The organism is Shewanella chilikensis (genome assembly GCF_002836945.1).
GTDB lineage: Bacteria > Pseudomonadota > Gammaproteobacteria > Enterobacterales > Shewanellaceae > Shewanella > Shewanella chilikensis.
Genome location: NZ_NIJM01000006.1, coordinates 66,182 through 91,644, shown reverse-complemented (window position 1 = coordinate 91,644; position 25,463 = coordinate 66,182). Strand labels below are relative to the sequence as shown.

At 53.6% G+C, this 25,463-nt stretch carries 25 protein-coding genes; 9 read left to right on the top strand and 16 right to left on the bottom strand.

From position 1 onward, the window contains the following. The 10 genes from CX651_RS03610 to glyA form a co-directional block, all read right to left on the bottom strand. Positions 1-1,446 (bottom strand): NfeD family protein, encoded by a 1,446-nt coding sequence (locus CX651_RS03610; protein WP_101053587.1) that lies wholly within the window; start codon positions 1,444-1,446, stop codon positions 1-3. Positions 1,447-1,730: 284 nt separating this feature from the next. Next, the gene (locus tag CX651_RS03605; protein WP_101053585.1) at positions 1,731-2,225 is read right to left on the bottom strand and encodes a phosphatidylglycerophosphatase A family protein; all 495 of its coding nucleotides are present in this window, start codon (positions 2,223-2,225) and stop codon (positions 1,731-1,733) included. Beyond that, the gene (thiL, locus tag CX651_RS03600; protein WP_101053635.1) at positions 2,226-3,182 is read right to left on the bottom strand and encodes a thiamine-phosphate kinase; all 957 of its coding nucleotides are present in this window, start codon (positions 3,180-3,182) and stop codon (positions 2,226-2,228) included. It lies immediately after the preceding gene. 88 nt (positions 3,183-3,270) lie between these two features. Beyond that, complete coding sequence (gene nusB / locus CX651_RS03595) at positions 3,271-3,678, bottom strand: transcription antitermination factor NusB (RefSeq protein WP_101053583.1); 408 nt, start codon at positions 3,676-3,678, stop codon at positions 3,271-3,273. 13 nt (positions 3,679-3,691) lie between these two features. After that, complete coding sequence (gene ribH, locus CX651_RS03590) at positions 3,692-4,168, bottom strand: 6,7-dimethyl-8-ribityllumazine synthase (RefSeq protein ID WP_025009431.1); 477 nt, start codon at positions 4,166-4,168, stop codon at positions 3,692-3,694. A gap of 119 nt (positions 4,169-4,287) precedes the next feature. Next, on the bottom strand, positions 4,288-5,394 hold the full coding sequence (gene ribBA / locus CX651_RS03585) for a bifunctional 3,4-dihydroxy-2-butanone-4-phosphate synthase/GTP cyclohydrolase II (RefSeq protein ID WP_028779054.1): 1,107 nt from the start codon (positions 5,392-5,394) through the stop codon (positions 4,288-4,290). Positions 5,395-5,475: 81 nt separating this feature from the next. Continuing rightward, positions 5,476-6,132: a riboflavin synthase gene (locus CX651_RS03580; RefSeq protein ID WP_101053581.1), complete on the bottom strand. Its 657-nt coding sequence runs from the start codon at positions 6,130-6,132 to the stop codon at positions 5,476-5,478. Further along, complete coding sequence (gene ribD / locus CX651_RS03575; RefSeq protein WP_101053579.1) at positions 6,133-7,257, bottom strand: bifunctional diaminohydroxyphosphoribosylaminopyrimidine deaminase/5-amino-6-(5-phosphoribosylamino)uracil reductase RibD; 1,125 nt, start codon at positions 7,255-7,257, stop codon at positions 6,133-6,135. It abuts the gene before it with no gap. Between the two features lie 40 nt (positions 7,258-7,297). Next, entirely contained in the window at positions 7,298-7,750 is a 453-nt protein-coding gene (gene nrdR / locus CX651_RS03570; protein ID WP_025009434.1) for a transcriptional regulator NrdR, read from the bottom strand. A gap of 109 nt (positions 7,751-7,859) precedes the next feature. Next, positions 7,860-9,113, bottom strand: a complete 1,254-nt coding sequence (gene glyA, locus CX651_RS03565; RefSeq protein ID WP_101053577.1) for a serine hydroxymethyltransferase — start codon at positions 9,111-9,113, stop codon at positions 7,860-7,862. A 228-nt stretch (positions 9,114-9,341) separates the two neighbouring features. On the opposite strand from glyA, the gene ettA reads away from it, so the two are divergent. The 3 genes from ettA to CX651_RS03550 all read left to right on the top strand — a co-directional run bounded on the left by ettA (position 9,342) and on the right by CX651_RS03550 (position 15,478). After that, on the top strand, positions 9,342-11,009 hold the full coding sequence (gene ettA / locus CX651_RS03560) for an energy-dependent translational throttle protein EttA (protein WP_025887609.1): 1,668 nt from the start codon (positions 9,342-9,344) through the stop codon (positions 11,007-11,009). 252 nt (positions 11,010-11,261) lie between these two features. Further along, positions 11,262-12,359, top strand: coding sequence for an efflux RND transporter periplasmic adaptor subunit (locus CX651_RS03555; RefSeq protein WP_101053575.1), 1,098 nt, complete (start codon positions 11,262-11,264; stop codon positions 12,357-12,359). Then, positions 12,359-15,478 carry a multidrug efflux RND transporter permease subunit gene (locus CX651_RS03550; protein WP_101053574.1) on the top strand — a complete coding sequence of 1,040 codons (3,120 nt, stop codon included), beginning with the start codon at positions 12,359-12,361 and terminating at the stop codon, positions 15,476-15,478. Before CX651_RS03555 ends, CX651_RS03550 begins: the two co-directional genes overlap by 1 nt. A gap of 83 nt (positions 15,479-15,561) precedes the next feature. On the opposite strand, the gene CX651_RS03545 is transcribed toward CX651_RS03550, so the two are convergent. After that, on the bottom strand, positions 15,562-15,915 hold the full coding sequence (locus CX651_RS03545) for a DUF1428 domain-containing protein (RefSeq protein ID WP_101053572.1): 354 nt from the start codon (positions 15,913-15,915) through the stop codon (positions 15,562-15,564). 209 nt (positions 15,916-16,124) lie between these two features. Then, positions 16,125-16,550, bottom strand: coding sequence for an OsmC family protein (locus tag CX651_RS03540; RefSeq protein ID WP_101053570.1), 426 nt, complete (start codon positions 16,548-16,550; stop codon positions 16,125-16,127). A 189-nt stretch (positions 16,551-16,739) separates the two neighbouring features. Between CX651_RS03540 and CX651_RS03535 the strand changes: the two genes are divergently transcribed. Together CX651_RS03535 and CX651_RS03530 are read left to right on the top strand one after the other, a co-directional pair. Next, the gene (locus tag CX651_RS03535) at positions 16,740-17,486 is read left to right on the top strand and encodes a substrate-binding periplasmic protein (RefSeq protein ID WP_101053568.1); all 747 of its coding nucleotides are present in this window, start codon (positions 16,740-16,742) and stop codon (positions 17,484-17,486) included. Between the two features lie 62 nt (positions 17,487-17,548). Beyond that, entirely contained in the window at positions 17,549-17,983 is a 435-nt protein-coding gene (locus CX651_RS03530) for a thioesterase family protein (protein ID WP_101053566.1), read from the top strand. Between the two features lie 2 nt (positions 17,984-17,985). Here the strand turns inward: CX651_RS03530 and CX651_RS03525 are convergent, their stop codons facing one another. Both CX651_RS03525 and CX651_RS03520 read right to left on the bottom strand, forming a co-directional pair. After that, positions 17,986-19,479, bottom strand: a complete 1,494-nt coding sequence (locus CX651_RS03525; RefSeq protein ID WP_101053564.1) for a putative bifunctional diguanylate cyclase/phosphodiesterase — start codon at positions 19,477-19,479, stop codon at positions 17,986-17,988. 47 nt (positions 19,480-19,526) lie between these two features. After that, positions 19,527-20,369 (bottom strand): HDOD domain-containing protein, encoded by an 843-nt coding sequence (locus CX651_RS03520; protein ID WP_039034241.1) that lies wholly within the window; start codon positions 20,367-20,369, stop codon positions 19,527-19,529. A 311-nt stretch (positions 20,370-20,680) separates the two neighbouring features. Here CX651_RS03520 and trhP point away from each other — a divergent pair, with 311 nt between their 5' ends. The 3 genes from trhP (at position 20,681) to CX651_RS03505 (ending at position 22,774) form a co-directional block, all read left to right on the top strand. Next, the gene (trhP, locus tag CX651_RS03515) at positions 20,681-22,045 is read left to right on the top strand and encodes a prephenate-dependent tRNA uridine(34) hydroxylase TrhP (RefSeq protein WP_101053562.1); all 1,365 of its coding nucleotides are present in this window, start codon (positions 20,681-20,683) and stop codon (positions 22,043-22,045) included. Between the two features lie 269 nt (positions 22,046-22,314). Continuing rightward, positions 22,315-22,566 (top strand): YfhL family 4Fe-4S dicluster ferredoxin, encoded by a 252-nt coding sequence (locus CX651_RS03510; protein WP_028779037.1) that lies wholly within the window; start codon positions 22,315-22,317, stop codon positions 22,564-22,566. A 7-nt stretch (positions 22,567-22,573) separates the two neighbouring features. Further along, positions 22,574-22,774: a hypothetical protein gene (locus tag CX651_RS03505; RefSeq protein ID WP_101053560.1), complete on the top strand. Its 201-nt coding sequence runs from the start codon at positions 22,574-22,576 to the stop codon at positions 22,772-22,774. 91 nt (positions 22,775-22,865) lie between these two features. Here the strand turns inward: CX651_RS03505 and CX651_RS03500 are convergent, their stop codons facing one another. Continuing rightward, entirely contained in the window at positions 22,866-23,234 is a 369-nt protein-coding gene (locus CX651_RS03500) for an acyl-CoA thioesterase (RefSeq protein WP_025009448.1), read from the bottom strand. 166 nt (positions 23,235-23,400) lie between these two features. Continuing rightward, the gene (gene ltaE / locus CX651_RS03495) at positions 23,401-24,417 is read right to left on the bottom strand and encodes a low-specificity L-threonine aldolase (RefSeq protein WP_101053558.1); all 1,017 of its coding nucleotides are present in this window, start codon (positions 24,415-24,417) and stop codon (positions 23,401-23,403) included. Between the two features lie 360 nt (positions 24,418-24,777). Here ltaE and CX651_RS03490 point away from each other — a divergent pair, with 360 nt between their 5' ends. Then, positions 24,778-25,419 carry a trimeric intracellular cation channel family protein gene (locus tag CX651_RS03490; RefSeq protein WP_101053556.1) on the top strand — a complete coding sequence of 214 codons (642 nt, stop codon included), beginning with the start codon at positions 24,778-24,780 and terminating at the stop codon, positions 25,417-25,419. The last annotated feature ends 44 nt before the right edge of the window (positions 25,420-25,463 follow it).

Here is a 25,463-nt window from a genome sequence, read left to right as displayed (position 1 = left end):
TCAGTCTCCTCTGCGTTGATTTTCGGTCGGCTCGATATCACCACTTTTCACCTCGGCCAGCTTGAGTACCAGCCCCTTAAGGCCCAAAACCCGCACCCGTTGCCCTGGGCTCAAGGCCTGTTCGCTGTCACCTTGCCAATCTTCCCCCATAAAATGCACCCGGCCGCGCCCGGGAAAACCCTCTATCACCCTGGCATATTCTCCTACCATCCCCTCGGCGCCGGCCACTCCGGACAATTTGCGGGTCTTGAACACAAAGCTGATTAACAGCAGGAAAAACAGCAGGCTCACGACACTAACCAGAGCTATCACAGGCCAGGCGATACGAAAGGCTTCCACTTCACTGTCCACCAAAAATACCGACCCCAGCACGAAGGCTGCCAGGCCGCCGAATCCCAAAATCCCAAAGCTTGGCAACATGGCCTCGGCGAGCAGCAAAATAATTCCCAAGAGCAATAAACCGCCACCGGCATAGCTGATGGGGAGCAACTGGAAGGCATACAAGGCCAACAGCAGACAGATCCCCCCTATTACCCCGGGCAACATGGCGCCAGGACTGTAAAATTCCAGCAGCAAACCGTAGATCCCCAATAACATCAGGATGTAAGCGATATTAGGGTTGGTGAGCAGATTAATAAATCGGGCACGCCAATCCGGGCTGCGATCCAGCACTATGGCGTTTTCGGTATTGAGTATCCGAGCACCACCAGGCATGGCTACCGACTTGCCATCAAGTATGGCCAGGAGTTGCTGCGGCGTATCGGCGATATAGTCGATAACATTAGCCTCCAGCGCTTCCGAGGCCGTCAGGGTTGCCGCGTCACGTACCGCCTTCTCGGCCCACTCGACATTACGCTGACGCAGCTCCGCCAGTGCCCGAATATAAGCAATGGCATCATTAAGCTGCTTGCGCTCAAGTTTTTGACTGTTGCTGTCGCCCACTGGTTTTTCGGCTTCATTCTCTGACGGCTTGGGCTCCGGAGGTTCATTTCCCATGGGTCCCAGTTGCACAGGAGTCGCCGCCCCAAGACTGGTGGCACTCGCCATGGCGGCGATATGACAGGCATATAAGATGTAAGTCCCGGCGCTGGCTGCACGAGCTCCGGATGGATAGACTAGGCAGGCAACCGGCACCCTGGAACCGAGAATCGCTTGATTGATATCCCGTAGGCTGGATACCAGGCCTCCCGGGGTATCCAGAGTGATCAACACCAACTGACTGTCTGGGGTTGCAGCAGCACTCTCTATCCCCCGGATCAAATAGTCGCTGACCCCAGGGCCTATAGCCCCTTTGACACTGAGCAGGGTAATGGTCGGCGCTACGGCCGGTGAGTAAGATTCTGGCCGGACGTGGTCTGCACCTAAGCCAGGCAAGATCCACAACAGAGCCAAGAGTCCTACACAGCCGCAGCGCCGGAACAAGGCGTTGGCCAGCCAACCTATCATACTGCCCCCATGAGGGTTCCCTTAGCTTAAGGATAGTCGGCTTTGGGGATTAGGCATAAAGCACTCAAATAACGGGCTTAACCCAAACCGGTAAATATGAGTAGAAGGGGATAACAGGGGGAAAGGCACCGAATCGATGGCGTCAGTTATTTTCTGGAGTAACGGGCTAGCTTGCTTCAAAGCTAGAGAGCAAGCGCTGGGAACCCACTCTCAAGGCTTATACATTTCGGCTCAAGGCTTATACATTTGGGCTCAAGGCTTATACATTTCGGCTCAAGGCTGTTTCAGCCTATCGCCCAGACAATCGCCTGCAGTGACAACATTGAGAAGATACCGGCCAGGATATCATCGGCCATGATGCCAAGGCCGCCATGCACCTTGGCATCCAGCACCCGAATGGGCCAGGGTTTGAAGATATCGAAAACGCGGAATAACACAAAGCCCAGCAGCAACCAGAGCCCTCCGGCGGGCGCTGCAATCATGGTGATCAGTAACCCCGCCACTTCGTCCCAAACGATAGCGCCGTGGTCATGCACCCCCATATCTTTGGAAGTCTTGTCGCATAGATAGATGCCGCCGATACAGGCCAGCAGTGTCACGGCAAGATACACACCCAAACTAAACTGAGACAGCAATAGATACACTGGCACAGCAGCCAAGGTTCCAAAAGTCCCCGGCGCCTTGGCCGCGAGGCCGGAGCCAAAACCAAGTGCCAGAAAGTGCACCGGATTCTTGAGGCTGACCCTTGCGAGCGCCTCGTCATGAGCAAACCACTTCATTTAAAAATGCTCAAATCCTGTCTGTTGCGGCTCGAATACTTCACCATGATATTGCAGCCTGAGTTGATTGCCGGCGAGTATCTGGCCGACTTGATAAAACTTGACTCCGGCATGGCCCAAGGCGGTTTCCAGCGCGCCGCGCTGCGCTTCCGGCACAGTGAACAGCAGCTCATAGTCTTCGCCGCCACAGAGGGCATAGTCGAGTGCCGCATCCGCTGTGACTGTATCTTTCATCGCCTGGGACAGCGGCAGCTTATCCACTTCGATAACCGCACCGACGGCCGATGCTTTGAGTATATGCTTGATATCCGACAGCAAGCCATCAGAGAGATCTATGGCGCTCGACGCCAAGCCTCTCAGCGACTGACCGGCCAGTACTCTGGGGCTGGGATGATAGTGACGGTTGACCAGGTATTCCTTGTGTTCCGCCCTCGCCTTCAATTCACCGCGGATGATATCCAGCCCAAGGGCAGAATCACCCAGGGAACCTGTGACATAAATCCAATCACCGGCGCGGGCGCCGCTACGAATGAGTGCTTTGCCTTCCGGCACCTGGCCATGAACCGTGATATTGATGGCCTTAGGACCGCGAGTGGTATCGCCTCCAACCAGAGAAATACCATAGTAATCAGCCGCTTCAAATAAACCTGCACTAAATTGCTCCAGCCAGGTTTCATCGACACTAGGCATGGTCAACGCCAAGGTCATCCATGCGGGCTCGGCCCCCATGGCGGCAAGATCGGACAGGTTGACCGCCAAGGCTTTGTAACCCAGCGCCTGAGCCGGCATATCCGGCAAAAAGTGGACATTTTCCACCAGGGTATCGCAGGAGATGGCAATGGATTTGTGTTCGGCGGGTTGCACCAGGGCACAATCATCACCTATGCCCAGGCGGACATCTTTGCGCGCTTGGCCGCGGCCGTGAAAATAGCGCTCGATAATTTGAAATTCTTTCACTGTTGACTTGGCCACAGGTTCGCAGCCTCCCGGTTTTCCAATGAAAAAACGGTATCTGACGATACCGTTTGTCTAATTTCTTTCTGGTTCAGCGACGAGCTACCAGCTTGTCCAATATGCCATTGACAAACTTGTGGCTGTCCTCAGCGCCGAACGCCTTGGCCAACTCGATAGCCTCGTTGATCACCACTTTGTATGGCGTATCCTTGCGGAAAGTCAGCTCGTAAGCCGCCAAACGCAAAATGGCCTTCTCCACGGGATCCACCTCCTCTATGGGACGTTGATCCAGATGGGGGGCAATTAACTCGTCCAGTTGAGCCTTTTTGGTTGTCGCTCCGGTGAACAGTTCACGGAAGTAGGCGACATCCACGCCGTCTATGTTTTGCTCGGTCAGAAACTCGTGCTCCACATCGGCAATATTGTTCCCGCTCAGTTGCCATGAATAGATGGCTTGAACCGCTAAACGGCGGGCTCTGCGGCGCTCTGAAGGCTTCATGCTTTTTCCTGTATTACAGCTGTTGCTCAAGTTGTTGCAGCACGTTCACCATTTCCAGCAGACCCAGGGCAGCTTCGCCGCCTTTGTTGCCAGCCTTGGTGCCGGAACGCTCAATGGCCTGTTCGATAGTGTCTGTAGTCAATACCCCGAAAGATACCGGGATGTCGAATTCCAGACCCACTTGAGCCAGACCCTTATTGCATTCACCTGCAACGAAATCAAAGTGTGGTGTACCACCACGGATCACTGCCCCCAGGGCGATGATACCGTCGAACTTGCCACTGGCGGCAACACGACGGGCGGCCAAAGGCAGCTCGAAAGCACCAGGTACGCGTACCACAGTGATGTTGTCTTCACTTACCTGACCGAAACGCTTAAGAGTGTCTACGGCACCCTCCAGCAGACTTTCAACCACAAAGCTGTTGAAACGGGATACAACGATCGCGACTTTGGCGTTTTTTGCTTCGATATTACCTTGAACTATGTTCATTATCTTACCTAACTTGGCTAAAGCACCCGGCCGGGGGCAAAAAGTGGCGCTATGATAGCACGCAATTTACCCCTCCGCCCTATGCAATTATTCGGAAATGGTTAATTAATTCTGTCGGCTCATTCGCCGGGAATATACTCAGTGACTTCCAGACCAAAGCCCCCCAAAGAGTGATAACGCTTGGGCGAGCTGAGCAGGCGCATTTTGTTGACACCAAGCGTCGCCAGAATCTGTGAGCCTACCCCAACCCTTTGGGAGGTTCCCTGCCATTTGGCGGTCACCGGCACTTCACCCTTGTCTTCGGCTTCAAATGCCTTGACCTTGGCGATAATGCTCTCGTTAGGCTCCTGGTTACCCAGCAGCAACAGCACGCCACCATCGGCGGCAATCCTCGCCATGGCTTGCTCAAGCGGCCAGCTGCGCACTTCATCACGCTCAGAGAACAGCAGGTCATTAATGGTGTTTTGCAGGTGTACCCGCACCAGAATATTGTCGACAATCTCGCCCTTGACCATGGCAAAGTGCAGTTGATTATCTATGGTGTCACGGAAGGTATGCAGCTCAAATTCGCCGAAACGGGTAGGCAGCTTGCACTTGGCCTCACGTACCACTGTGGTTTCTGTGTTATTGCGGTAGTTGATCAGATCGGCAATGGTGCCCATCTTAACGCCGTGCTCCTTGGCGAACACTTCCAGATCCGGACGGCGCGCCATGGTGCCATCCTCATTGAGGATCTCCACGATCACAGCCGAAGGTTCCAAACCGGCCAAACGCGCCAGATCGCAACCGGCTTCGGTATGACCGGCGCGCACCAGCACCCCGCCATCCTGTGCCATCAAAGGGAAAATATGCCCGGGCTGAACTATGTCGGACGGCTTGGCATTTTTAGCCACAGCCGCCTGCACTGTCACGGCGCGGTCATGGGCGCTAATACCTGTGGTAACCCCTTCAGCGGCCTCAATGGAGACGGTGAAGTTGGTCGAAAACTGGGCGTTGTTATTGCTGACCATCAGCGGCAGATTCAGCTGCTGGCAGCGAGCCTTGGTCATGGTTTGGCAGATAAGACCACGGCCGAAGCGAGCCATGAAGTTGATCGCTTCCGGGGTAACTTTCTCCGCCGCCATGATGAGGTCGCCCTCATTTTCCCTGTCCTCATCGTCCATCAGGATAACCATTTTGCCCTGACGAATATCCTCGATGATCTCTTCGATACTGTGTAGCGCCATTGTAAGACCTTTATCTCTTGTTCTGTGTAATCAATGAATTCTAACCTGTTAGCGCGCGATAACCAGTGTGCTTGCGCACATCTAGCGCATGAAACCGGCCTTGGCGAGCATAGCAAGAGTCACGCCTTCGCTGGGCTGCCCTTCCTCTTCGTGCTGCATCAGACGTTCAAGATAGCGGGCTATCTGATCCACCTCCAGATTCACCTGAACTCCGGGACGTAGATCAAGCAAAGTAGTTTCGCTGGCGGTGTGCGGCACTATGGTGAGACGGAAATTGCGGCCATCCACTTCGTTGACCGTAAGGCTGACGCCATCGACGGTAATGGAGCCTTTATGGGCAATGTAACGGGCAAGCTCAGCAGGCGCCTCAAGCCAAAACTCCAGCGCCTTGCCCCTTGGGGTCACGCTGATGACCCGCGCCATACCATCCACATGGCCACTGACCAGATGCCCGCCCAAGCGGGTGTTTGGCGTGACCGCCTTTTCCAGGTTGACTTTGGTGCCGACACTGTAGCGGTCAAAGCCGGTGAGGCTAACGGTTTCAGCCGAAATATCGGCCACATAACCATCCGCCAGGCGTTCAACCACGGTCAGACACACGCCGTTGGTGGCAATGCTGTCACCCAATTGGACATCGCCAAGATCCAGCTTGCCGCTGGCCACAGTCAGACGAATATCATCACCACGGCGCTCCAGTGCCCGTATTGTACCGACAGCTTCAATTATTCCGGTAAACATTCAATCACCTATCTTGAGAGTAAGCCGGGTATCATTGCCAAGCTTACGTTGATCAGTTACCCGTATCGCCGGGGTATCGGCTATCTGCTGATAGTTTGGCAAGGCCAGCAGGTTTCGGCCAGCTGCGCCAAGCAGTTTCGGGGCTTGGTAGAGCAACAGCTCATCGGCCAGTCCCGCGGTAATAAAGGCGCCGCAAAGCGTTGCCCCGGCCTCGACCAAAACCGCATTACAGCTCTGGCTCAGGTGTTGCAGCAGCGCTGTGATATCGACTCTGTTGTCTTCACCGACCAACACCAAAGTGGTGACATAAGGCGGCAAAGCGGCTAGGAACTCATCCTCATAGGGGCGGCAGCTGACCAAGAGCACTGGGCTGACAATCTTCAATAACCTGGCATCGAGCGGCATACGGCAGTTGCTGTCGAGTATCACCCGCAGCGGTTGAATAAGCTCCTGCTCGCTGAGGGTTTCACCCAGACTGCCAAGCTCAGCGTGCCGGACATTCAGGGAGGGGTCATCGGCCAATACGGTTTCAATGCCGGTGAGCAGAGCGCAGCTGCGGGCCCTGAGCCTTTGCACGTCGCGGCGCGCCTCGGGGCCGGTTATCCACTTGGACTCGCCGTTGGCCAACGCCGTCTTGCCATCGAGACTCGCCGCCAGCTTGAGAGTGACCCAGGGGCGATTTCGCTCCATCCGCGATAAAAAGCCTGGATTCAACGCTCTGGCCTGTTCGGCCAAGAGACCGCTCTGCACCTGAACCCCGGCTTCCTGCAGCATGCCGATACCTCGGCCGGCCACCTGAGGGTTGGGATCTGTCATTGCCACCACCACCCGCTTGAGGCCATGTTTAATTAAGGCTTCGGCACAGGGCGGCGTGCGACCATAGTGACTGCAGGGTTCGAGGGTGACATAGGCAGTAGCGCCGCGGGCCTTGTCAGCGGCCATTTTCAGGGCATGTACTTCGGCATGGGGCTCACCGGCACGCTGATGCCAGCCTTCGCCGACAATCTTGCCATCGGCATCTATGATAACGCAGCCGACATTGGGGTTGGGACGGGTTGTATAACGGCCACGGCGAGCCAGCATTATGGCGCGGCTCATCATGGCGATATCAGTATTGGACCACATGGGGGTTTCCGTTACTTAACAGTTGGCTGTGACTGACAGCCTATTTTTTCTCCAGCTTGGCAATCGCTTCACCAAACTCTGACACATCTTCAAAGGCACGATACACGGAGGCAAAGCGAATATAGGCCACCTTATCCAGCTCGATAAGATGATCCATCATCAGGTTGCCGATCATTTCCGAGGTCACTTCCCGCTCGCCTGTGGCTCTGAGGGTAGACTTGATCTTGCTGATCGCCTCTTCAATCTTATCCATGGAAACCGGACGTTTCTCGGCGGCGCGCAGCATACCGCCGCGCAGCTTGTCCTCATCGAACGGCTGCCTGCTGCCATCGCGCTTGATCACTCTGGGCATGACGAGCTCGGCACCTTCAAAGGTAGTAAAGCGTTCATGACACAGAGTACATTCCCGGCGACGGCGCACCTGATGACCGTCTGCCACCAGCCTGGAATCTATCACCTTGGTATCCGTCGCGCTGCAAAATGGACAATGCATTATGCCTCCTGGTGCTCAGTTGCCGGCAGCCGCTGCTGCTAAATGGCAGAAATAAAAATGGCCGCTTAATTCAGCGGCCATCGAAGTTTATCCTATTCCCTTGAAAAGGTTAACCGTAAACAGGGAAGCGAGCGCACAGTTCCAGCACCTGGCCCTTCACGCGCTCGATAACGGCGTCATCGTGAGCATTGTCGAGCACATCACAGATCCAGCCGGTCAGTTCACGGGCTTCGGCTTCCTTGAAGCCGCGGCGAGTGATGGCCGGTGTACCGATACGCACCCCGGAGGTCACAAAGGGTGAGCGGGGGTCGTTAGGCACTGAGTTCTTGTTGACTGTGATGTTGGCGCGGCCCAGAGCGGCGTCGGCTTCTTTACCGGTCAGCTCACGGCCAATCAGATCCACCAGCATCAGATGGTTATCTGTACCGCCGGAAACTATCTTGTAACCGCGCTCGAGGAACACCTCAACCATGGCCTTGGCGTTGTTGACCACCTGCTGCTGATAGGTCTTGAATTCCGGCTCCAATGCTTCTTTGAAGGCTACGGCTTTACCGGCGATAACGTGCATCAGAGGACCACCCTGACCGCCCGGGAATACCGCGGAGTTCAGCTTCTTGTACAGATCTTCATCGTCGGCAGCCGACAGAATCACACCGCCGCGGGGACCGGCCAGTGTCTTGTGAGTAGTCGACGTCACCACGTGGGCATGCGGCACAGGGTTAGGATAAACACCGGCAGCGATAAGACCAGCTACGTGTGCCATATCGACAAACAGGTAAGCGCCAATTTTGTCAGCGATTTCGCGCATGCGAGCCCAGTCAACTATGCCTGAGTAGGCCGAGAAGCCGCCGATGATCATCTTGGGCTTGTGTTCCAGCGCCAGCGTTTCGAGTTCGCTGTAGTCAATCTTGCCAGACTCATCGATACCGTAAGGGATGATGTTGTACAGCTTGCCGGAAAAGTTAACCGGAGAGCCGTGGGTCAGGTGACCACCGTGAGCCAGGTTCATCCCCAGTACGGTATCGCCGGGTTGCAGCAACGCCATATAAACCGCGCTGTTGGCCTGTGAACCTGAGTGTGGCTGAACGTTGGCGTAAGTAGCGCCAAACAGCTGCTTGGCACGCTCAATTGCCAGAGTCTCCACCACATCGACATACTCACAACCACCGTAGTAACGCTTGCCGGGATAACCTTCGGCATACTTGTTGGTCAGTTGTGAGCCCTGGGCTTCCATGACTCTGGGACTGGTGTAGTTTTCGGAGGCGATCAGCTCAATGTGCTCTTCCTGACGACGGGTTTCATCCTCAATCGCCTTGAACAGCTCAGGATCATAGTCGGCAATGTTCATACTTTTCTTCAGCATCTGTCACTCCAGCTGGCAAATCTTATTGGTAGGGTTGCGCGGTATTCTACTCTGAGTGTGACAAATATCCCAGTCGCAGGATGATGAAAATCCTTGTGTCAGCAGATGACTATGTTTCATTTGCTGAACAATGGTGCCGCTATCCGGCCGCATCTGGCAGGAGCCCTGGCAAATTGGTAAACTGCCGCCAGTTTAGGAAAACTCAGTTCAGGACAACAGAGAAACAATATGGCTCAGTTTGTATACAGCATGCTGAGGGTCGGCAAAATAGTGCCGCCCAAAAAGCAGATCCTCAAAGATATTTCATTGAGTTTCTTCCCCGGCGCCAAAATTGGTGTCCTGGGTCTCAACGGCTCGGGTAAATCCACCCTGTTGAAAATCATGGCAGGTCTGGACACCGAAATTGAAGGTGAAGCCCGTCCCATGCCGGGACTCAAGATAGGTTACCTGCCCCAGGAGCCCCAGCTTGATCCCAACAAGACAGTACGGGAAACCATAGAAGAAGCCGTCAGCGAAGCCAAAAACGCCCTCAAGCGTCTGGATGAAGTCTATGCGGCCTATGCCGAGCCGGATGCCGACTTCGACGCCCTGGCCAAGGAGCAAGGCGAGCTGGAAGCCATCATTCAAGCGCAGGATGCCCATAATCTGGACAACATTCTCGAGCGCGCCGCCAACGCCCTGCGTCTGCCGGAATGGGACGCCAAGGTGGAGGTGCTCTCCGGGGGTGAACGTCGCCGGGTGGCCATTTGTCGTCTGCTGCTGGAAAAGCCGGAGATGCTGCTGCTGGACGAACCGACCAACCACCTGGATGCCGAATCCGTTGCCTGGCTGGAGCACTTCCTGCAGGAATACTCAGGCACTGTAGTCGCCATTACCCACGACCGTTACTTCCTCGACAATGCCGCCGGCTGGATCCTGGAACTGGACCGGGGTGAAGGTATCCCATGGCAGGGCAACTACTCCTCCTGGCTGGAGCAGAAAGATGCCCGTCTGAAGCAGGAAGCCGCCAGCGAAAGCGCCCGCCAGAAGACGATCGCCAAGGAATTGGAGTGGGTGCGTCAGGGTGCCAAGGGACGTCAGTCCAAGGGCAAGGCCCGTATGGCCCGCTTCGAAGAGCTGAACAGCTCAGATTATCAGCGCCGCAACGAGACCAATGAGCTGTTTATTCCGCCCGGTCCTCGTCTGGGTGACAAGGTAATTGAGGTGCGTAATCTCACCAAGAGCTATGGTGACCGCATTCTGATAGACAACTTAAGCTTCAGTGTTCCCAAGGGCGCCATCGTCGGTATTATCGGTGCCAACGGTGCCGGTAAGTCGACCCTGTTCAGAATGCTCAGTGGCGCCGAACAACCGGACAGCGGTGAAATCGAGATAGGTGATACGGTACAAATCGCCTCTGTGGAACAGTTCCGTGACTCGATGAACGACAAGAACACGGTTTGGGAAGAGATTTCCGGCGGTCAGGACATAATGCGGATCAACAATCTGGAGATCCCGAGCCGCGCCTATGTCGGTCGCTTCAACTTCCGTGGTGGCGATCAGCAGAAGATCATCGGCTCACTTTCCGGTGGTGAACGTAACCGGGTGCATCTGGCCAAGCTGCTGCAAGCCGGCGGCAACGTGTTGCTGCTCGACGAACCGACCAACGATCTGGACGTGGAAACTCTGCGGGCACTGGAAGAAGCGCTGTTGGAATTCCCGGGCTGCGCCATGGTGATCTCGCACGACCGTTGGTTCCTCGACCGTATCTGTACTCACATCCTCGACTACCGTGACGAGGGTCAGGTTAACTTCTACGAAGGTAACTACACAGAATACTCGGCCTGGCTGAAAAACCAATTCGGTGCCGATGTGATTGAGCCGCACAGACTCAAGTACAAGCGGATGACCAAGTAGGGCCTCAAGGGCAATACCCACAGTCATACATAAAAAAACGGAGGTAGCTGCCTCCGTTTTTTATTCCCTGAACATCACGTCATTCAAATAGCATAGGCCAGAGGCGGTTACGTAAATCGATTTTCCAGTCACATTTTCGTACTGGAATTTGCGCTTTTTTACACTCATTTACCAGCTTTATGCATAAGGCTAACGTAAAATAGGTGCCCTCAAGATCCGCAATGGACCTCTACCGGAATCAGATAAGACACCATGAAGAAAAGCTACATAGGACTAGTGGTCCTTGGCCTTTGTGTGGCCACCTATCTCCTATTGACGCCAACGGCAGAAAATACCGTCAAAAAGCCCGGCTCAGGCATGGGGATGGGGATGGGCAAAGCCGCCGTTCCCGTAATTACCGCCACAGTCACAGAGCAATCCCTGGCGCAATCCCTGACTCTGATAGGCAAGCTGGAAGCAGAACGCTCGGTCACCATAGCGCCTCAAGTCGCCGGCAAGATAGACGCTATCGCAGTGCGCTCCAATCAAGAGGTGAAGGCAGGTGAACTCTTGCTGGTTTTGGAAGAATCCAAGGCCAAGGCGGCAGTGATGGAAGCCGAATCTTATCTGGCCGATGAGCGGCGTAAGTTGGGCGAATATGAAAAACTGATCGGCCGCAACGCCATTACCCAGACAGAAATTGATGCCCAACGCGCCAGCGTCAGTATCGCCGAAGCCAGGCTGGCCTCGGCCAGGGCCGAACTATCCTACCATCATCTGCGGGCTCCCTTTTCCGGTACAGTGGGCCTGGTGGATTTCAGCAAGGGTAAGCTGGTGAGCCAAGGAACCGAACTCTTGAGTCTCGATGATCTGAGCTTGTTGCGGCTCGATCTGCAGGTGCCCGAGTCTTATCTGTCGCAACTGAGTGTCGGCATGCAGGTACAAGGCAGCAGCAGTGCCTGGAACGGCCAACTATTTCAGGGCAAGGTTGTTGCCATAGATCCCAGAGTCAACCCGGATACACTCAATGTCAGGGTAAGGGTAGAGTTCAACAACCCAAACAAACACTTGAGGCCTGGCATGATGTTGTCGGCCACCCTGACCTTCCCACCACTGCATCAGGCGGTAGTGCCGGTGCAGGCGTTGGAGTATTCCGGCACCAAGCGTTATGTCTATCGCATAGATGAAAGCAGCATAGCCCACCGCACCGAAGTGCATCTGGGCGCCCGGGTCGACAATCTGGTGCTGATCACAGATGGCGTCAGCCAGGGGGATCGCATTGTTGTTCAGGGGCTGGTGAATATTCGTGATGGCGCCAGTGTCAAGCCCTTGACCGCCGAAGCAGTACAGCAGACCGGGGAGCTTCACTGATGTTGTTATCCGATGTATCGGTCAAACGGCCAATCAGTGCCATAGTGCTGAGCCTGCTTTTGTGTGTCTTTGGTCTGGTGTCTTTCAGCAAGCTGTCGGTGCGGGAAATGCCGGATGTGGAGAGCCCGGTCGTCACTGTGATGACCACCTATGAAGGGGCCAGCGCCTCTATCATGGAGAGTCAGGTCACTAAAAACCTTGAGGATGAGCTGACAGGCATCAGCGGTATCGATGAAATCACCTCGGTGAGCCGCAACGGCATGTCGCGGATCACTGTGACCTTCAAATTGGGCTGGAATCTCACCGAAGGGGTGAGCGATGTCCGTGATGCGGTGGCCAGGGCGCAGCGCAGGCTGCCGGAAGAGGCCAACGACCCGGTAGTCTCCAAAGACAACGGCTCGGGCGAGCCCTCCATCTATGTCAACTTGAGCTCCAGCGAGATGGATCGTACCCAGCTCACTGACTATTCCCGCCGGGTACTGGAAGATAAGTTCAACCTGATCACAGGGGTCAGCTCGGTGGATATCTCAGGTGGTCTCTACAAGGTGATGTATGTGCGCCTCAAGCCTGAGCAGATGGCCGGTCGCAATGTCACTGTGCAGGATATCCTTACAGCCCTCAAGGCGGAGAATATGGAATCCCCCGGCGGCGAGCTGCGTAACGACACCACAGTGATGACAGTGCGCACCGCCCGCCTCTATCTGAGCCCTGAGCAATTCGACTATCTGCAGGTCAGCAGCGCAAACGGCTCGCCGGTTTATCTCAAGGATGTGGCCGAGGTGTTTGTCGGCGCCGAGAATGAAAACTCCACTTTCAAGAGCAATGGCATAGTCAACCTCAGCCTGGGGATAGTGCCGCAATCGGATGCCAACCCGCTGGATGTCGCCAAAGATGTTTACAAGCAGGTGGACGCACTGCAAAAGTTTTTGCCGGCCGGTACCCAGCTATATGTGGACTACGACTCGACCGTGTTTATCGATCAGGCCATAGACGAGGTGTATTACACCCTCTATATCACGGCGGCGCTGGTACTGCTGGTACTGTATATTTTTATCGGCCAGCTGCGGGCAACGCTTATTCCTGCTGTGACTGTGCCGGTATCGCTGATCTCGGCCTTTATGGCCGCCTACTTCTTGGGCTTTTCCATCAACCTGCTGACCCTGATGGCACTGATCCTGGCCATAGGCCTGGTGGTGGATGACGCCATTGTGGTGGTAGAGAATATCTTTCACCACATAGAGCGCGGGGAAGATCCGCTGCTGGCCGCCTACAAGGGCACCCGCGAAGTGGGCTTTGCCGTTATTGCCACCACGGCGGTATTGGTGATGGTATTTCTGCCCATCTCCTTTATGGAAGGCATGGTCGGCTTGCTGTTCACCGAGTTTTCCGTGCTGCTGGCGGTGTCTGTACTGTTCTCATCCCTGGTCGCGCTAACACTGACACCTGTGCTCAGCAGCCAGTTGCTCAAGGCCAATGTCAAACCCAACGCCTTCAACCGCGCCTTGAATCGATTCTTTGCGGCGCTCGAGCTTAAGTATCGCGCCATGGTGGCCATTGCCATACGTCACAAGGTTGCGGCGCCCCTGGTGATCCTCGCCTGTATCGGCGGCAGTGCCTTGCTGGTAAACCATATTCCTGCACAGCTGGCGCCGCAGGAAGACCGCGGAGTGATCTTCGCCTTTATCAAGGGCGCCGAAGGCACCAGCTATAACCGCATGACAGCCAACATGGATATAGTACAGGATAGGCTGATGCCGCTGCTGGGCCAGGGCGTGCTCAAGTCCTTCAGTGTGCAGGCGCCGGCCTTTGGTGGCCGCGCCGGTGATCAAACAGGTTTTGTGATCATGCAGCTCGAGGATTGGGAGGACAGGGATATCAACGCCGATCAGGCGCTGGTGATGATAGCCCAAGTATTGAAAGATATTCCCGATGTGATGGTGCGTCCCATGTTACCCGGCTTCCGTGGACGCTCCAGTGAGCCGGTGCAGTTTGTTATCGGCGGATCCGACTATAAAGAGCTGTTCAAATGGGCACAGCTGCTGCAACAGGAGGCCAACAGCAGTGGCCTGATGCGCGGCGCCGATCTGGATTATGCCGAAACCACCCCTGAGCTTCTGGTCACGGTTGACCGACAAAGGGCGGCAGAGCTTGGTGTCAGTGTTGCCGATGTTTCGGAAACCCTGGAGGTGATGCTCGGCGGCCGCAAGCAAACCACTTATGTGGACAGGGGTGAAGAGTATGATGTCTACGTGCGCGGGGATGAAAAACAGTTCAGCAGCATGAGCGACCTCAGCCAGATCTATATGCGGACCACCAAGGGCGAGCTGGTTACCCTCGACAGCCTGGCGCATATCGAAGAAGTGGCCTCGCCGCAGCGACTGAGCCATACCAATAAACAAAAATCCATCACCATCAAGGCTAACCTCATGGATGGCGCCACTCTGGGGGAAGCACTGGATTTCCTCGACGCCAAGGCGATTGAATCCCTGCCCGGTGATATCAGTATCAGCTACACAGGTGAGTCGAAAGACTTCAAGGAAAACCAGAGCAGCATGCTGCTGGTATTCGGTTTGGCCCTCTTGGTGGTTTATCTGGTGCTGGCGGCTCAGTTCGAAAGCTTTATCAACCCACTGGTGGTGATGTTGACCGTCCCTATGGGGGTATTCGGCGGCTTCCTTGGTCTGTGGCTGACACAACAAGGACTCAACCTCTACAGCCAGATAGGGATGATCATGTTGATAGGCATGGTAACCAAGAACGGGATTCTGATCGTCGAATTTGCCAACCAACTGCGAGACAAGGGGCTGGCCTTCGAACAGGCGGTTATCGATGCCTCAGCGCGGCGTTTGCGGCCTATCCTGATGACCTCCTTCACCGCGATTGTCGGCGCGATTCCGCTTATCTTCTCCACTGGTGCCGGCTCTGAGAGCCGTATTGCCGTGGGTACTGTGGTGTTCTTCGGTATGGCGTTTGCGACCTTTGTCACCCTGTTGGTGATCCCGGCCATGTATCGACTCTTGTCCTATAACACCAAGTCGCCCGGCCATGTCAAAGACAGGCTCAATGCCGCTATCGCCCGGCAGCAGGCGCAGATAAACATAGGCTCAGGTTCAGATTGATTCTGTCTGGGTCAATAAGGAGCCTCAATAAAACAAGGGATGCCAAGCGGCATCCCTTGTTTTATTGAGGAGTAAAAGAAAAGCTATTCCTTGAACAGCATCTCAAAGCCGCCCCAGATCATTCTCTTGCCATCGAACGGCATATCGCCGAGAGTCTCGGGAACGGAAGGATCTGTCATGATAAACTGCATGCCTTTATCACGCGTGGCCTTGTCCGGCCAAAGGATCCAGGAAACCACCACAGTCTCGTCGTCTTGGCGCTTTACCGCCATAGGCATGGAAGTAAGCTTACCTTCCGGGACATCATCCCCCCAGCATTCTACCAGCTCCAAAGCGCCCTGAGACTTGAACAGACCCGCCGCCCGGCGTGCATGCTCAAGATATTGCTGTTTCTTGGCGCTGGGAACCGGAGCGACCACCACATCGATATAACTCATTTTCGCCTCCTTTGCTCTGTTATCCCTGAACTTGCATCTTCCCTTGCAAGTGTAGGAGGCGAAACGGCATTTTGCCGTCTGAGTCAGTGGTTATCTGTCAGCCTGCCAGTATTCACAGCAGCAAGCCTGGATCAGCGCTTTATTTTATTTAGCCCGGGTTTGGCCAGGATTGGCTGTGCTCAAGCCAAGCGCATTTGAAGCTTCAGGCCTCAGATACTTTGATGCTCAACTCTTGAGGCACTCAGCAGGTTGTCATGCACGGGACAACGATGGCAGACAGTATCGAGAAACTGCTGCTTCTGCTCTGCCGTCAAGTCGGCATCGATATCGGCATCCAAGGTGATACGGCGAAATCCGACAGGATCCTCGCTGACTTTCCCCAGCAAACCGTCGGAATTCATCTCGCCACGCACCTTGATATTCATCCCCCGGAGATCGATTTTCTGCTCTCTGGCCACCATTCTGGCAATGGCAGAAATACAGCCCCCCAGAGAAAACAGGAAAGTCTCCAGCGGATTGGCCCCTTCGTTACCGGCCGTCGGTTGGTCAATGACCAAGGTATGCTCACGCACCTGTGCTGTCACTTTCCAGCCTTTACCCATTTTGGTTTCAAGTTCAATAATCTTTTCTGGCATGGTACTACCTCATCCATTAGAAAAATTTTAATGAGATTAATCTAATGATTATTGTAATGCAAACCCGTATAACGTAACTGTCGCCAAGCTCACAACTCAAAAACTTGTCTCGCTGAGACTATCGAAAAGACTAAGACTCAGGTACTATTTTTAGTCTTTATAACCGGGCCGCTCAACCAAAGGACGAGAATGAGATCTGGAATAATAGCTGTATTAATTTGTTTTCTTTGCATATTACCTACCAAGTCAACCAGGGCAACCCCTCAGAATAAAGTCTTACTCGCCGCCGAAGACAGTTGGCCCCCTTTCGCCGACAGAACCGGGCAAGGCTTATCTCACCAACTGATCGCCGCGGCTTTTTCTATTGAACATATCCAAGTGGAAAGCTTGGTAGTACCCTACTCCAGAGCCTTGATGATGGCCCGAAAGGGCCAGGTTCAAGGAGTGTTCAATGTCACTCGTGAGCGCAGTACTGAGGCGGGTTTTCTGTTTGGTGAAGAGCCACTGTTTATTGCCAATGCCTCCTTCTACTACAACAAAAACCGGCCACTGAGTGCCCAAAACAAATGGCAACTTCCGAGGGGGAGTGTCGTAGGGGTTATCAAAGGTTATGAATATGGCGATGAATTCGCCAAACTAAGCAAACAGTTGCAGCTGGTTCAGGTCGCCAGTCAGGAACAACTGCTCAATCTCCTGCTGCTCAACCGTATAGATGCCGCCATTATGTTCGACAAGGTGGCCGAAGGCGTTATCAAACGTATGGGAGTGAAGGAGGAGATTCTGCCGGCATTTCCCAACCATCAGAGCCGAATATTCCTGGCATTCTCACTGCAGGACGCCGACTCACCGGCTTTGGCCAAGGCATTGGATAAAGGGTTGCGACAGATGAAACAAAGCGGTCAATATCAGCAAATAATCAACAATGGTCGCTTCTGAGTGCTCATCTTTCGCTATCACAGTGTTAAACTGCCGGGCACGAATCTACCACAGGTATCCGCATGCAACTCAGCTTCAGCCCTTGGTTCCATTTTCAATTGCAGATCTACTACGAAGACACAGATTTTTCCGGCGTGGTGTATCACCCCAATTTTCTGAAGTACTTCGAGCGCGCCCGTGAACAGGTCATAGGGGCCAACGAACTCAAACGCCTGTGGCATTCGGATGGAATAGGTTTTGCGGTCTACCGCTCCGAGCTTACCTGTCAGGAAGGGGTCGAATTTGCCGATATCCTGGATGTCCGTACCCGCTTTGCCTTCGAAAGCAAATACCGCACAGTGTGGGAACAGGAGATCTGGCGTGAAAACGCTGTCAGGGCTGCGGTCAACGGCAGGGTGGAAATGGTATGCATGAATAGTCAGCGTCAGCTTTGTCCCATGCCTGCGACACTACTCGAACAGTTGGCTGCTCAACTACAGCAGATTGAGTTCCCTTGAGTTCAGCCTGCTGTCTTGGCATGTATGCAGTGTTTAGCGTACCAGTACTCCAGTTCCGGCGCCGTTTTGGGTTTGGCAACAATATCTCCCTGCAGTTGGTCAGCCCCCATGGAAATTAGCACCTGTTTCAGCGCCATCGACTCTACCCCCTCGACAGTGACCTCAAACCCCAGCGACTTGGCCATCTGAATACTGGCACGCATGATATGCTTGGCATTACTGTTGCTGAGCAGCTCTTCGTTAAAGGCCTTGTCGATTTTGACTTCATCTACCGGCAGATTTTTCAAATAGGCCAGCGACGAGTGCCCGGTACCAAAATCATCTATCGCCAGGCGAATATCCAGTTGCCGCAGCCGCTCCAGGATTTTTATCGCCTGCTCGAGGTCGGCCATCAGGCTGCTCTCGGTGATCTCTATCGCCAGCACATCACCCGGCAACTGGTATTCTTGCAACTGACGTTCAATCTCCTGCAGCATGCAGCCGTTGTTGAGGTCCTGCGCCGAGAGGTTAAGTGCAATTCGCACTTTAAAGCCACCACTGCGCCACTTACGCTGCTGTAGCATCACCTGCTCCAGCGCCCAATGACTCACCAGGCCTATCATGCCGGAATACTCAGCCAACGGAATAAACTCGGCCGGAGAAATGGCGCCGAATTTCGGATGTTCCCAGCGAATAAGCGCTTCGACCTGGCGACAAAGGCCACTGTTCACCTCTTCTTTGGCCTGGTAAACCAGATACAACTGACCTGTCTTCAACGCCTTGGGCAGACTGTTGATGATCTCCAGCTCGCGCATTTGGATACTGTCTTCACCCGTCTGATAACCGGCCAGCAGATCACGGCTATTGCGGGCCTTTTTCAGCGCCAGATCCAGGCGGCGCAACATCAAGCTGAGATTGGTATGATGAGCATGTAAATCCAGATAACCCATCTGAATGCGAATACTTACAGGCGTACCGTCAATATCAAAAGGCACCTGCAACCTGCCCCGCAGCCGATGAAGATCTTCTTCTGTCTGTTGCTGCTCAAAGTACAGCAGAAACTCATCTTCATTCATTCGCGCCAATAACCTGGGCCCATGTTGCAACCCCAGCAGGCGGTCTGCCATCTGCTTGAGCAGCTGATCACCAAAGGCAAAGCCAAACAAGTCATTGACGTAACGGAAACGGTAGATGTCCAGCAGCACCATGGTGCCCTGTTGCAACGGCATCAAGGCGGTAACGCTGCGCTTGAGCCCTACCCGATTGGCAAGGCCTGTGAGTTTATCTTTCCCCACGGGAGGCGGAAGCGCCTGCAGCAACTTCTCCAGACTATTAACCAAATCATAAAATGCGACCGGCACCCAAGGCAGTTCGAGTGGTGCGCGGGCTTTTATCTGATTATCGAGTTGCATGCCAAGCCGCTTGATAAAGCGACGTTCTTTTTGGCGCTGGCGGCGCCACAAAAGGAGAATAAACACAGTAATTAACGCGATAGAAAGCAACCATGGGCCTATCATCAAAGTGGTATTCTCCCGTGAACGACAAAGATGGGTTAATTCAATACTTACTCATAGCTTTGCTTGATTGAATGATATTTATCCAGAAACTCATCACAGCCAAGTAGTTCGGCACTGACGGGTAGACCTCTGTCAACAAAGACTTCCAAACGCTGCTCAAGCTCGGCGCCGGCTCGTAACTCACCGGTATAGAAGGCCGCCGAACGAATAAAATCCAAGTAAGTCACATGGTCCGGCAGATAGGGCAGATCGGCCCAGCGTTCGACCACTTCCATCACATCCGGGGCAAAGTCCCAGCTCTTGAGTACCGCCCGCCCTATGGGCCCTTGCATCTTGCGCACCAAGGCTCTTAGCTGATCTATGCTGCCAAAGAGCTCGGGGTGTGCCTCGGCCTCGGTCAGTACCGGCAAGGCACCTATATTGTGCACCAGGCCCGCCAGGGTCAAAGTATCATAATTCAGGCCGCTGCCCGGATGGGTCTTGTTATAGATAAGTAACATGGCGCCGGCCGCAGCGGTAACATCTATTGATGTGCGCCACACTTCGTCCATGACTTCCCACACCATTTCGTTGGTGGAAATAAACAGCTGCTCCATGGCGATAGAGGTAGCGATGGATTTTATCTGCGCCAAGCCTATACGGGTCACCGCGCTGTTGATGTTTTCCGCCGGGATCCCCCGGCTGTAGAAAGCACTATTGGCTACCTTGATCATACGCGCCGATATGGCGGCATCCTGACCTATGATATCGGCAACCTCCCTCAGGCTTGAATCGGGACGACTGACGACTTCCTGCACCCGCATGGCCACTTCCGGCAAAGTGGGTAGCACCAGGGTATCGTTCTTGAGTTTCCGCAACAAACCAACCAAGAGTTGATGTTCGGTAGACATGCACTCTCCAATGTAAAAAAACTGTTCAAATACTGTGACTCAGTATATCAGCAACCCCGGCGGCCGCGAGCGTAAAAAAGCGTCAAGTGATGTTGACTGCCACTAAAATTCAACCAAGTAACAACTTGCCGGGATTGAAGACCTCGTAATGGCTTGCCAAGTTGAGCCATTCAGGCAATTTTAAATGGCCAAAGTTTACTGATTGGTAACCCGGGGCGGGGATATTTGATAGCCCGGCCCTAATTGAGTAAAATGCCGCCCCTGCTGCCAAGTCGCGCAACCGCCGGACTGCCGTTAATTGAGAGTAAATTATGTTTAAACCAGAGCTTCTGTCTCCCGCCGGGACCCTGAAAAATATGCGTTATGCCTTTGCCTATGGTGCAGATGCCGTATATGCAGGCCAACCCAGATACAGCTTAAGGGTACGTAACAACGACTTTAAGATGGAAAATCTGGCTACGGGTATTCAGGAAGCCCATGCTCTGGGCAAGAAACTCTATGTGGTCAGCAATATCGCTCCCCACAATGCCAAGCTCAAGACCTATATCAAGGACATGGAGCCTGTGGTCGCCATGCAGCCGGATGCCCTTATCATGTCAGATCCCGGTCTCATCATGATGGTTCGTGAAGCCTTTCCCGAGCAGGTGGTACACCTTTCGGTACAGGCCAACGCCATCAACTGGGCCTCGGTCAAATTCTGGCAGTCCCAGGGGATTAAACGCGTGATCCTCTCCCGCGAGCTGTCACTGGATGAAATCGAAGAGATCCGTCAGCGTTGCCCGGACATAGAGCTGGAAGTGTTTGTTCACGGCGCACTGTGCATGGCCTATTCCGGCCGTTGCCTGTTGTCCGGCTATATCAATAAGCGCGACCCTAACCAAGGCACCTGCACCAACGCCTGCCGCTGGAAGTATGATGCCCACGAGGCCAAGGAAAATGAAACCGGCGACATAGTCGCAGTCAATCCGGTGCAGATAGAGCAGCCGACTTTAGGCCAGGGCCCAAGCAGCGATCAGATTTTCCTGCTGCAGGAGGCCAACCGCCCCGGCGAATATATGCCGGCCTTCGAAGACGAGCACGGCACCTACATAATGAACTCCAAAGATCTGCGCGCCATTCAGCACGTAGAGCGCCTGAGCCGTATCGGCGTGGATTCATTGAAGATTGAAGGCCGCACCAAGTCCTTCTACTACGTGGCGCGCACGGCGCAGCTTTACCGTCAGGCCATAGACGATGCCGCAGCCGGAAAAGACTTCGACCGCAGCCTGATGAACCGCCTGGAAGGCTTGGCTCACAGGGGCTACACCGAGGGCTTCTTGCGCCGTCATGTTCACGATGAGTACCAGAACTACGAATACGGCCACTCTATCAGTGACAACCAGCAGTTTGTCGGTGAGTTTACCGGTAAGCGTAACGCCGAAGGCCTGGCCGAAATCGAAGTGAAGAACAAGTTTTTGCTGGGTGACAGCCTGGAGATGATGACACCGCAAGGCAACATCAACCTGACATTGGAAAGTTTGCAAAACCGTAAGGGCGAAGCCGTTGAGGCAGGTTTAGGATCGGGCCATACTGTCTATATGCCGGTACCGGCCGATTTGGAACTGGACTCGGCCATCTTGCTGCGTAACTTGCCGGAAGGAACTGATACCCGCAATCCACACGCCGCAACCAAGTGAATCCTGTCTTCCTGAGTATGTTCTCAACCTTTACACGAAAGGCTGCCTTCAGGCAGTCTTTCGTTTTACGCAAGCCATAGTGCTCTATAACAATCCCTTTGTAGCCATGCACACTGGTTATCAATAATAGTGGTGCCGACAGGTGCTCCCCCTATGATAAAATCTGTGTTATGACTTAGCTTGAGCGCCACTTGCCACTATTTTTGTGCGCCAAGCATTGAACGAAAGCCTGCAAGACAGGATAAGTAATTTCGAGGAAAGACAAGGCAATGGCCTTAATCATTGATGACAGCTGCATTAACTGCGATATGTGTGAGCCCGAGTGTCCCAACCAAGCCATCACTATGGGTGAAGAGATCTATGAAATAGATCCGGCGCGCTGCACCGAATGTGTTGGCCACTATGACAACCCAACCTGTGTTTCTGTCTGCCCTATAGACTGTATCGACAAGGATCCCGAACATCAGGAAACCCAAGACGAATTGCTGGTAAAATACGCTCAATTGACCGGCAAGCTATAAGGATAAAATGATGAAAACATTACTGCTTCTTGTTGCATTACTTAGTCTTGGCGCCTGTGCCGAGCTCAAGGAAACCGGCCGAACCATAGGCCACACCACCAGAGACGTGACCAAGGAGATAGGCCACACCACCCGGGATGTGACCCGTGAAATCGGCCACGCCTCCCGTGATGCCGCCAAATCGGTCAAGGAAGAATTGAAAGACTGAGCCATCACGTCCAAGAAGTTCAAGCCCTTTCTCGCCAGCCAACAGGGCAAAGTTCTGCCCGGTTGGCAAGCACATTCAAACATCAGAGTTATCAGGCGGCATTGGCCCTCATACCGTGAGGCACGGGCAAACCGGCTTCATTCACATTAACGAAGACCATCTTGTCAATGCTGACAATAGGTGCCAGATTCAATTTATTGCGCACTTCGCAGCGAATAGTGATGGAAGTATGTCCCAGGCTGATAAGCTCGAGGCCAAATTCAATCACATCCCCAAGCTTGGCCGGGGTCATAAAGTTGATTTCCGAGATAAGCTTGGTCACATGGCTGACACTCTTCATCTGGCATGCGGCGAAGATGGCCGCTTCCTCATCAATCCAGCTCATCAACTGTCCACCGAACAAGGCTCCCGCCGGGTTGAGATGTTCGTGTTTAACCAAACGCCGACTGTAGTATTTCATGTTTGCGTCCTCGCATTCGCCTATGATTGAAATTCGCACTTGAACTAAAGCAAATTGGACGCCAAATATTCAATCAATATAATTCAATAAGTTACACCAAACTTATGCTCATAAATACCATTGCGATGCACCAGGATAACTCCTGCTGCACCCTAATGGACCGTGCTCAAACCTGGCTGAGCACCCGCTTGAAGGCCTGCAGAGTCTTGTCGATATCAGCAGCGCTGATATCTTTGTGAGTCACCAGGCGTAGTTGCCGAGCGCCGCTGATACGCACTCCTTCCTGCAACAAGCCTTTGACCAGAGCTTCAATATCCACTTCATCGGCCAAAGTGGCAAACACCATATTGGTTTGTACCTGGCTCATATCCAATGCCAATTCTTCCAACTGACTCAAACCTTCGGCCAAAGCCTTGGCATTGGCGTGATCTTCCGCCAAACGCGCCACCTGCTCAGTCAAGGCCAGCTCGGCTGCCGCAGCCAGAATACCGGCCTGGCGCATTCCGCCACCCAGCATCTTCCGCCAGCGACGCGCCTTATTAATAAGCCGCTCATCTCCGAGTAATAAAGAGCCAACCGGTGCCGCTAACCCCTTGGATAGACAGATGGATACCGAGTCGAAATATTGGGTTATATCGGCTATCTCCAACCCCTGCGCCACAGCAGCATTGGCCACCCGTGCGCCATCAAGATGGATTTTCAAACCGTGATTGAAGGCCAACTGCTGCGCCTTGGCCAGGTATTCCTGTGGCAATACCTTTCCACCTATGGTGTTTTCCAGGCTTAATAGACGGGTGCGGGCAAAGTGAAAATCATCGGGTTTGATGGCAGCGCGAATATCTTCAAGCGCTATACTGCCGTCGGCCTGATTATTCAGTGGTTGAGGCTGAATACTGCCAAGCACGGCCGCACCACCTCCTTCAAACTTATAATTATGGGCTTGTTGGCCACACAGGTATTCATCGCCCCGCTCGCAGTGGGACATGAGTGCCAACAGGTTGGCCTGAGTGCCCGAGCTGGTAAACAAGGCACTGTCAAAACCGAACATCTCGGCGGCCATGGCTTCGAGGCGATTGACCGTAGGGTCATCGCCGTAAACATCATCGCCCACCTGCGCGGCCGCCATGGCCTGGCGCATCGCCGCAGTAGGTTGGGTCACGGTATCACTTCTGAAATCTATCATCTATCCCCCATATCACATCCAGTTGCCCACATTAAGATACATGGGACAAAACACTCTAGCGCCGCTCGGCTTGACTGTACAGCGCCAGGAGGGCAAAGCTATATAACTGGACTTTTTACCAAATTGACACAGCCAAATAGTCCAAACAAAACGAGAGAAAGACAATCACACACATCAATCAGTAATCCTCATGCAAAGTAAAAAATAAAACCATTTAAAATCATAAAACTAAAAATTTATAACCTAAACAAGCCAAATAATACATAAATAAAACTAATCAAAATATTTAAATAAAATCACTGTTAAACTGCGGTATTTTCCGGCAGAATTCTGATCCTCTGTCATTTTGATGCGAATATTATGCAAGAAGCTCAGTTTATCGCCATACTTTGGCTGATTGGTGTACTGGCCGAAGCAATGACCGGCGCCTTGGCGGCGGGTAAAAAACAGATGGATCTCTTTGGCGTGGTAATTATAGGTTGTGCTACCGCCATAGGCGGCGGCACGCTCAGAGACATGCTATTGGGTAACTACCCGCTGATCTGGGTAGAAAACTGGCATTATCTGGTGGCTATCGGCTTTGCTTCACTGCTAACTGTGATAATCGCCCCTGTGATGCGTTACCTGTCAAAGCTGTTTCTGGCAATCGATGCCCTTGGACTGGCTGTGTTTTCCATTGTCGGAGCCCAAAAGACCCTGCTGCTGGGTTTCAGTCCCGTAGTGGCTGTGGTAATGGGTGTGGTTACCGGGGTTTTCGGCGGTATTATTCGCGACATTCTCTGTAATCAGATGCCGCTGATCTTTCGCAAGGAGCTGTACGCAGTGATCTCCATCATCACTGCCGGGCTCTATGTATTTTTGTCGCAATGGCAACTGGCAGAATGGCTAAATCTCAGCCTGTGTCTCACTCTGGGGTTCAGTTTGAGGATGCTGGCTATTAAGTATCACTGGGCCATGCCAACTTTCGACTACCAAACCGGCTCAGATCCACACCTGGATTGATCATACACTTGGCAGATACTGCCAAGCCAAACACAGATCCAACG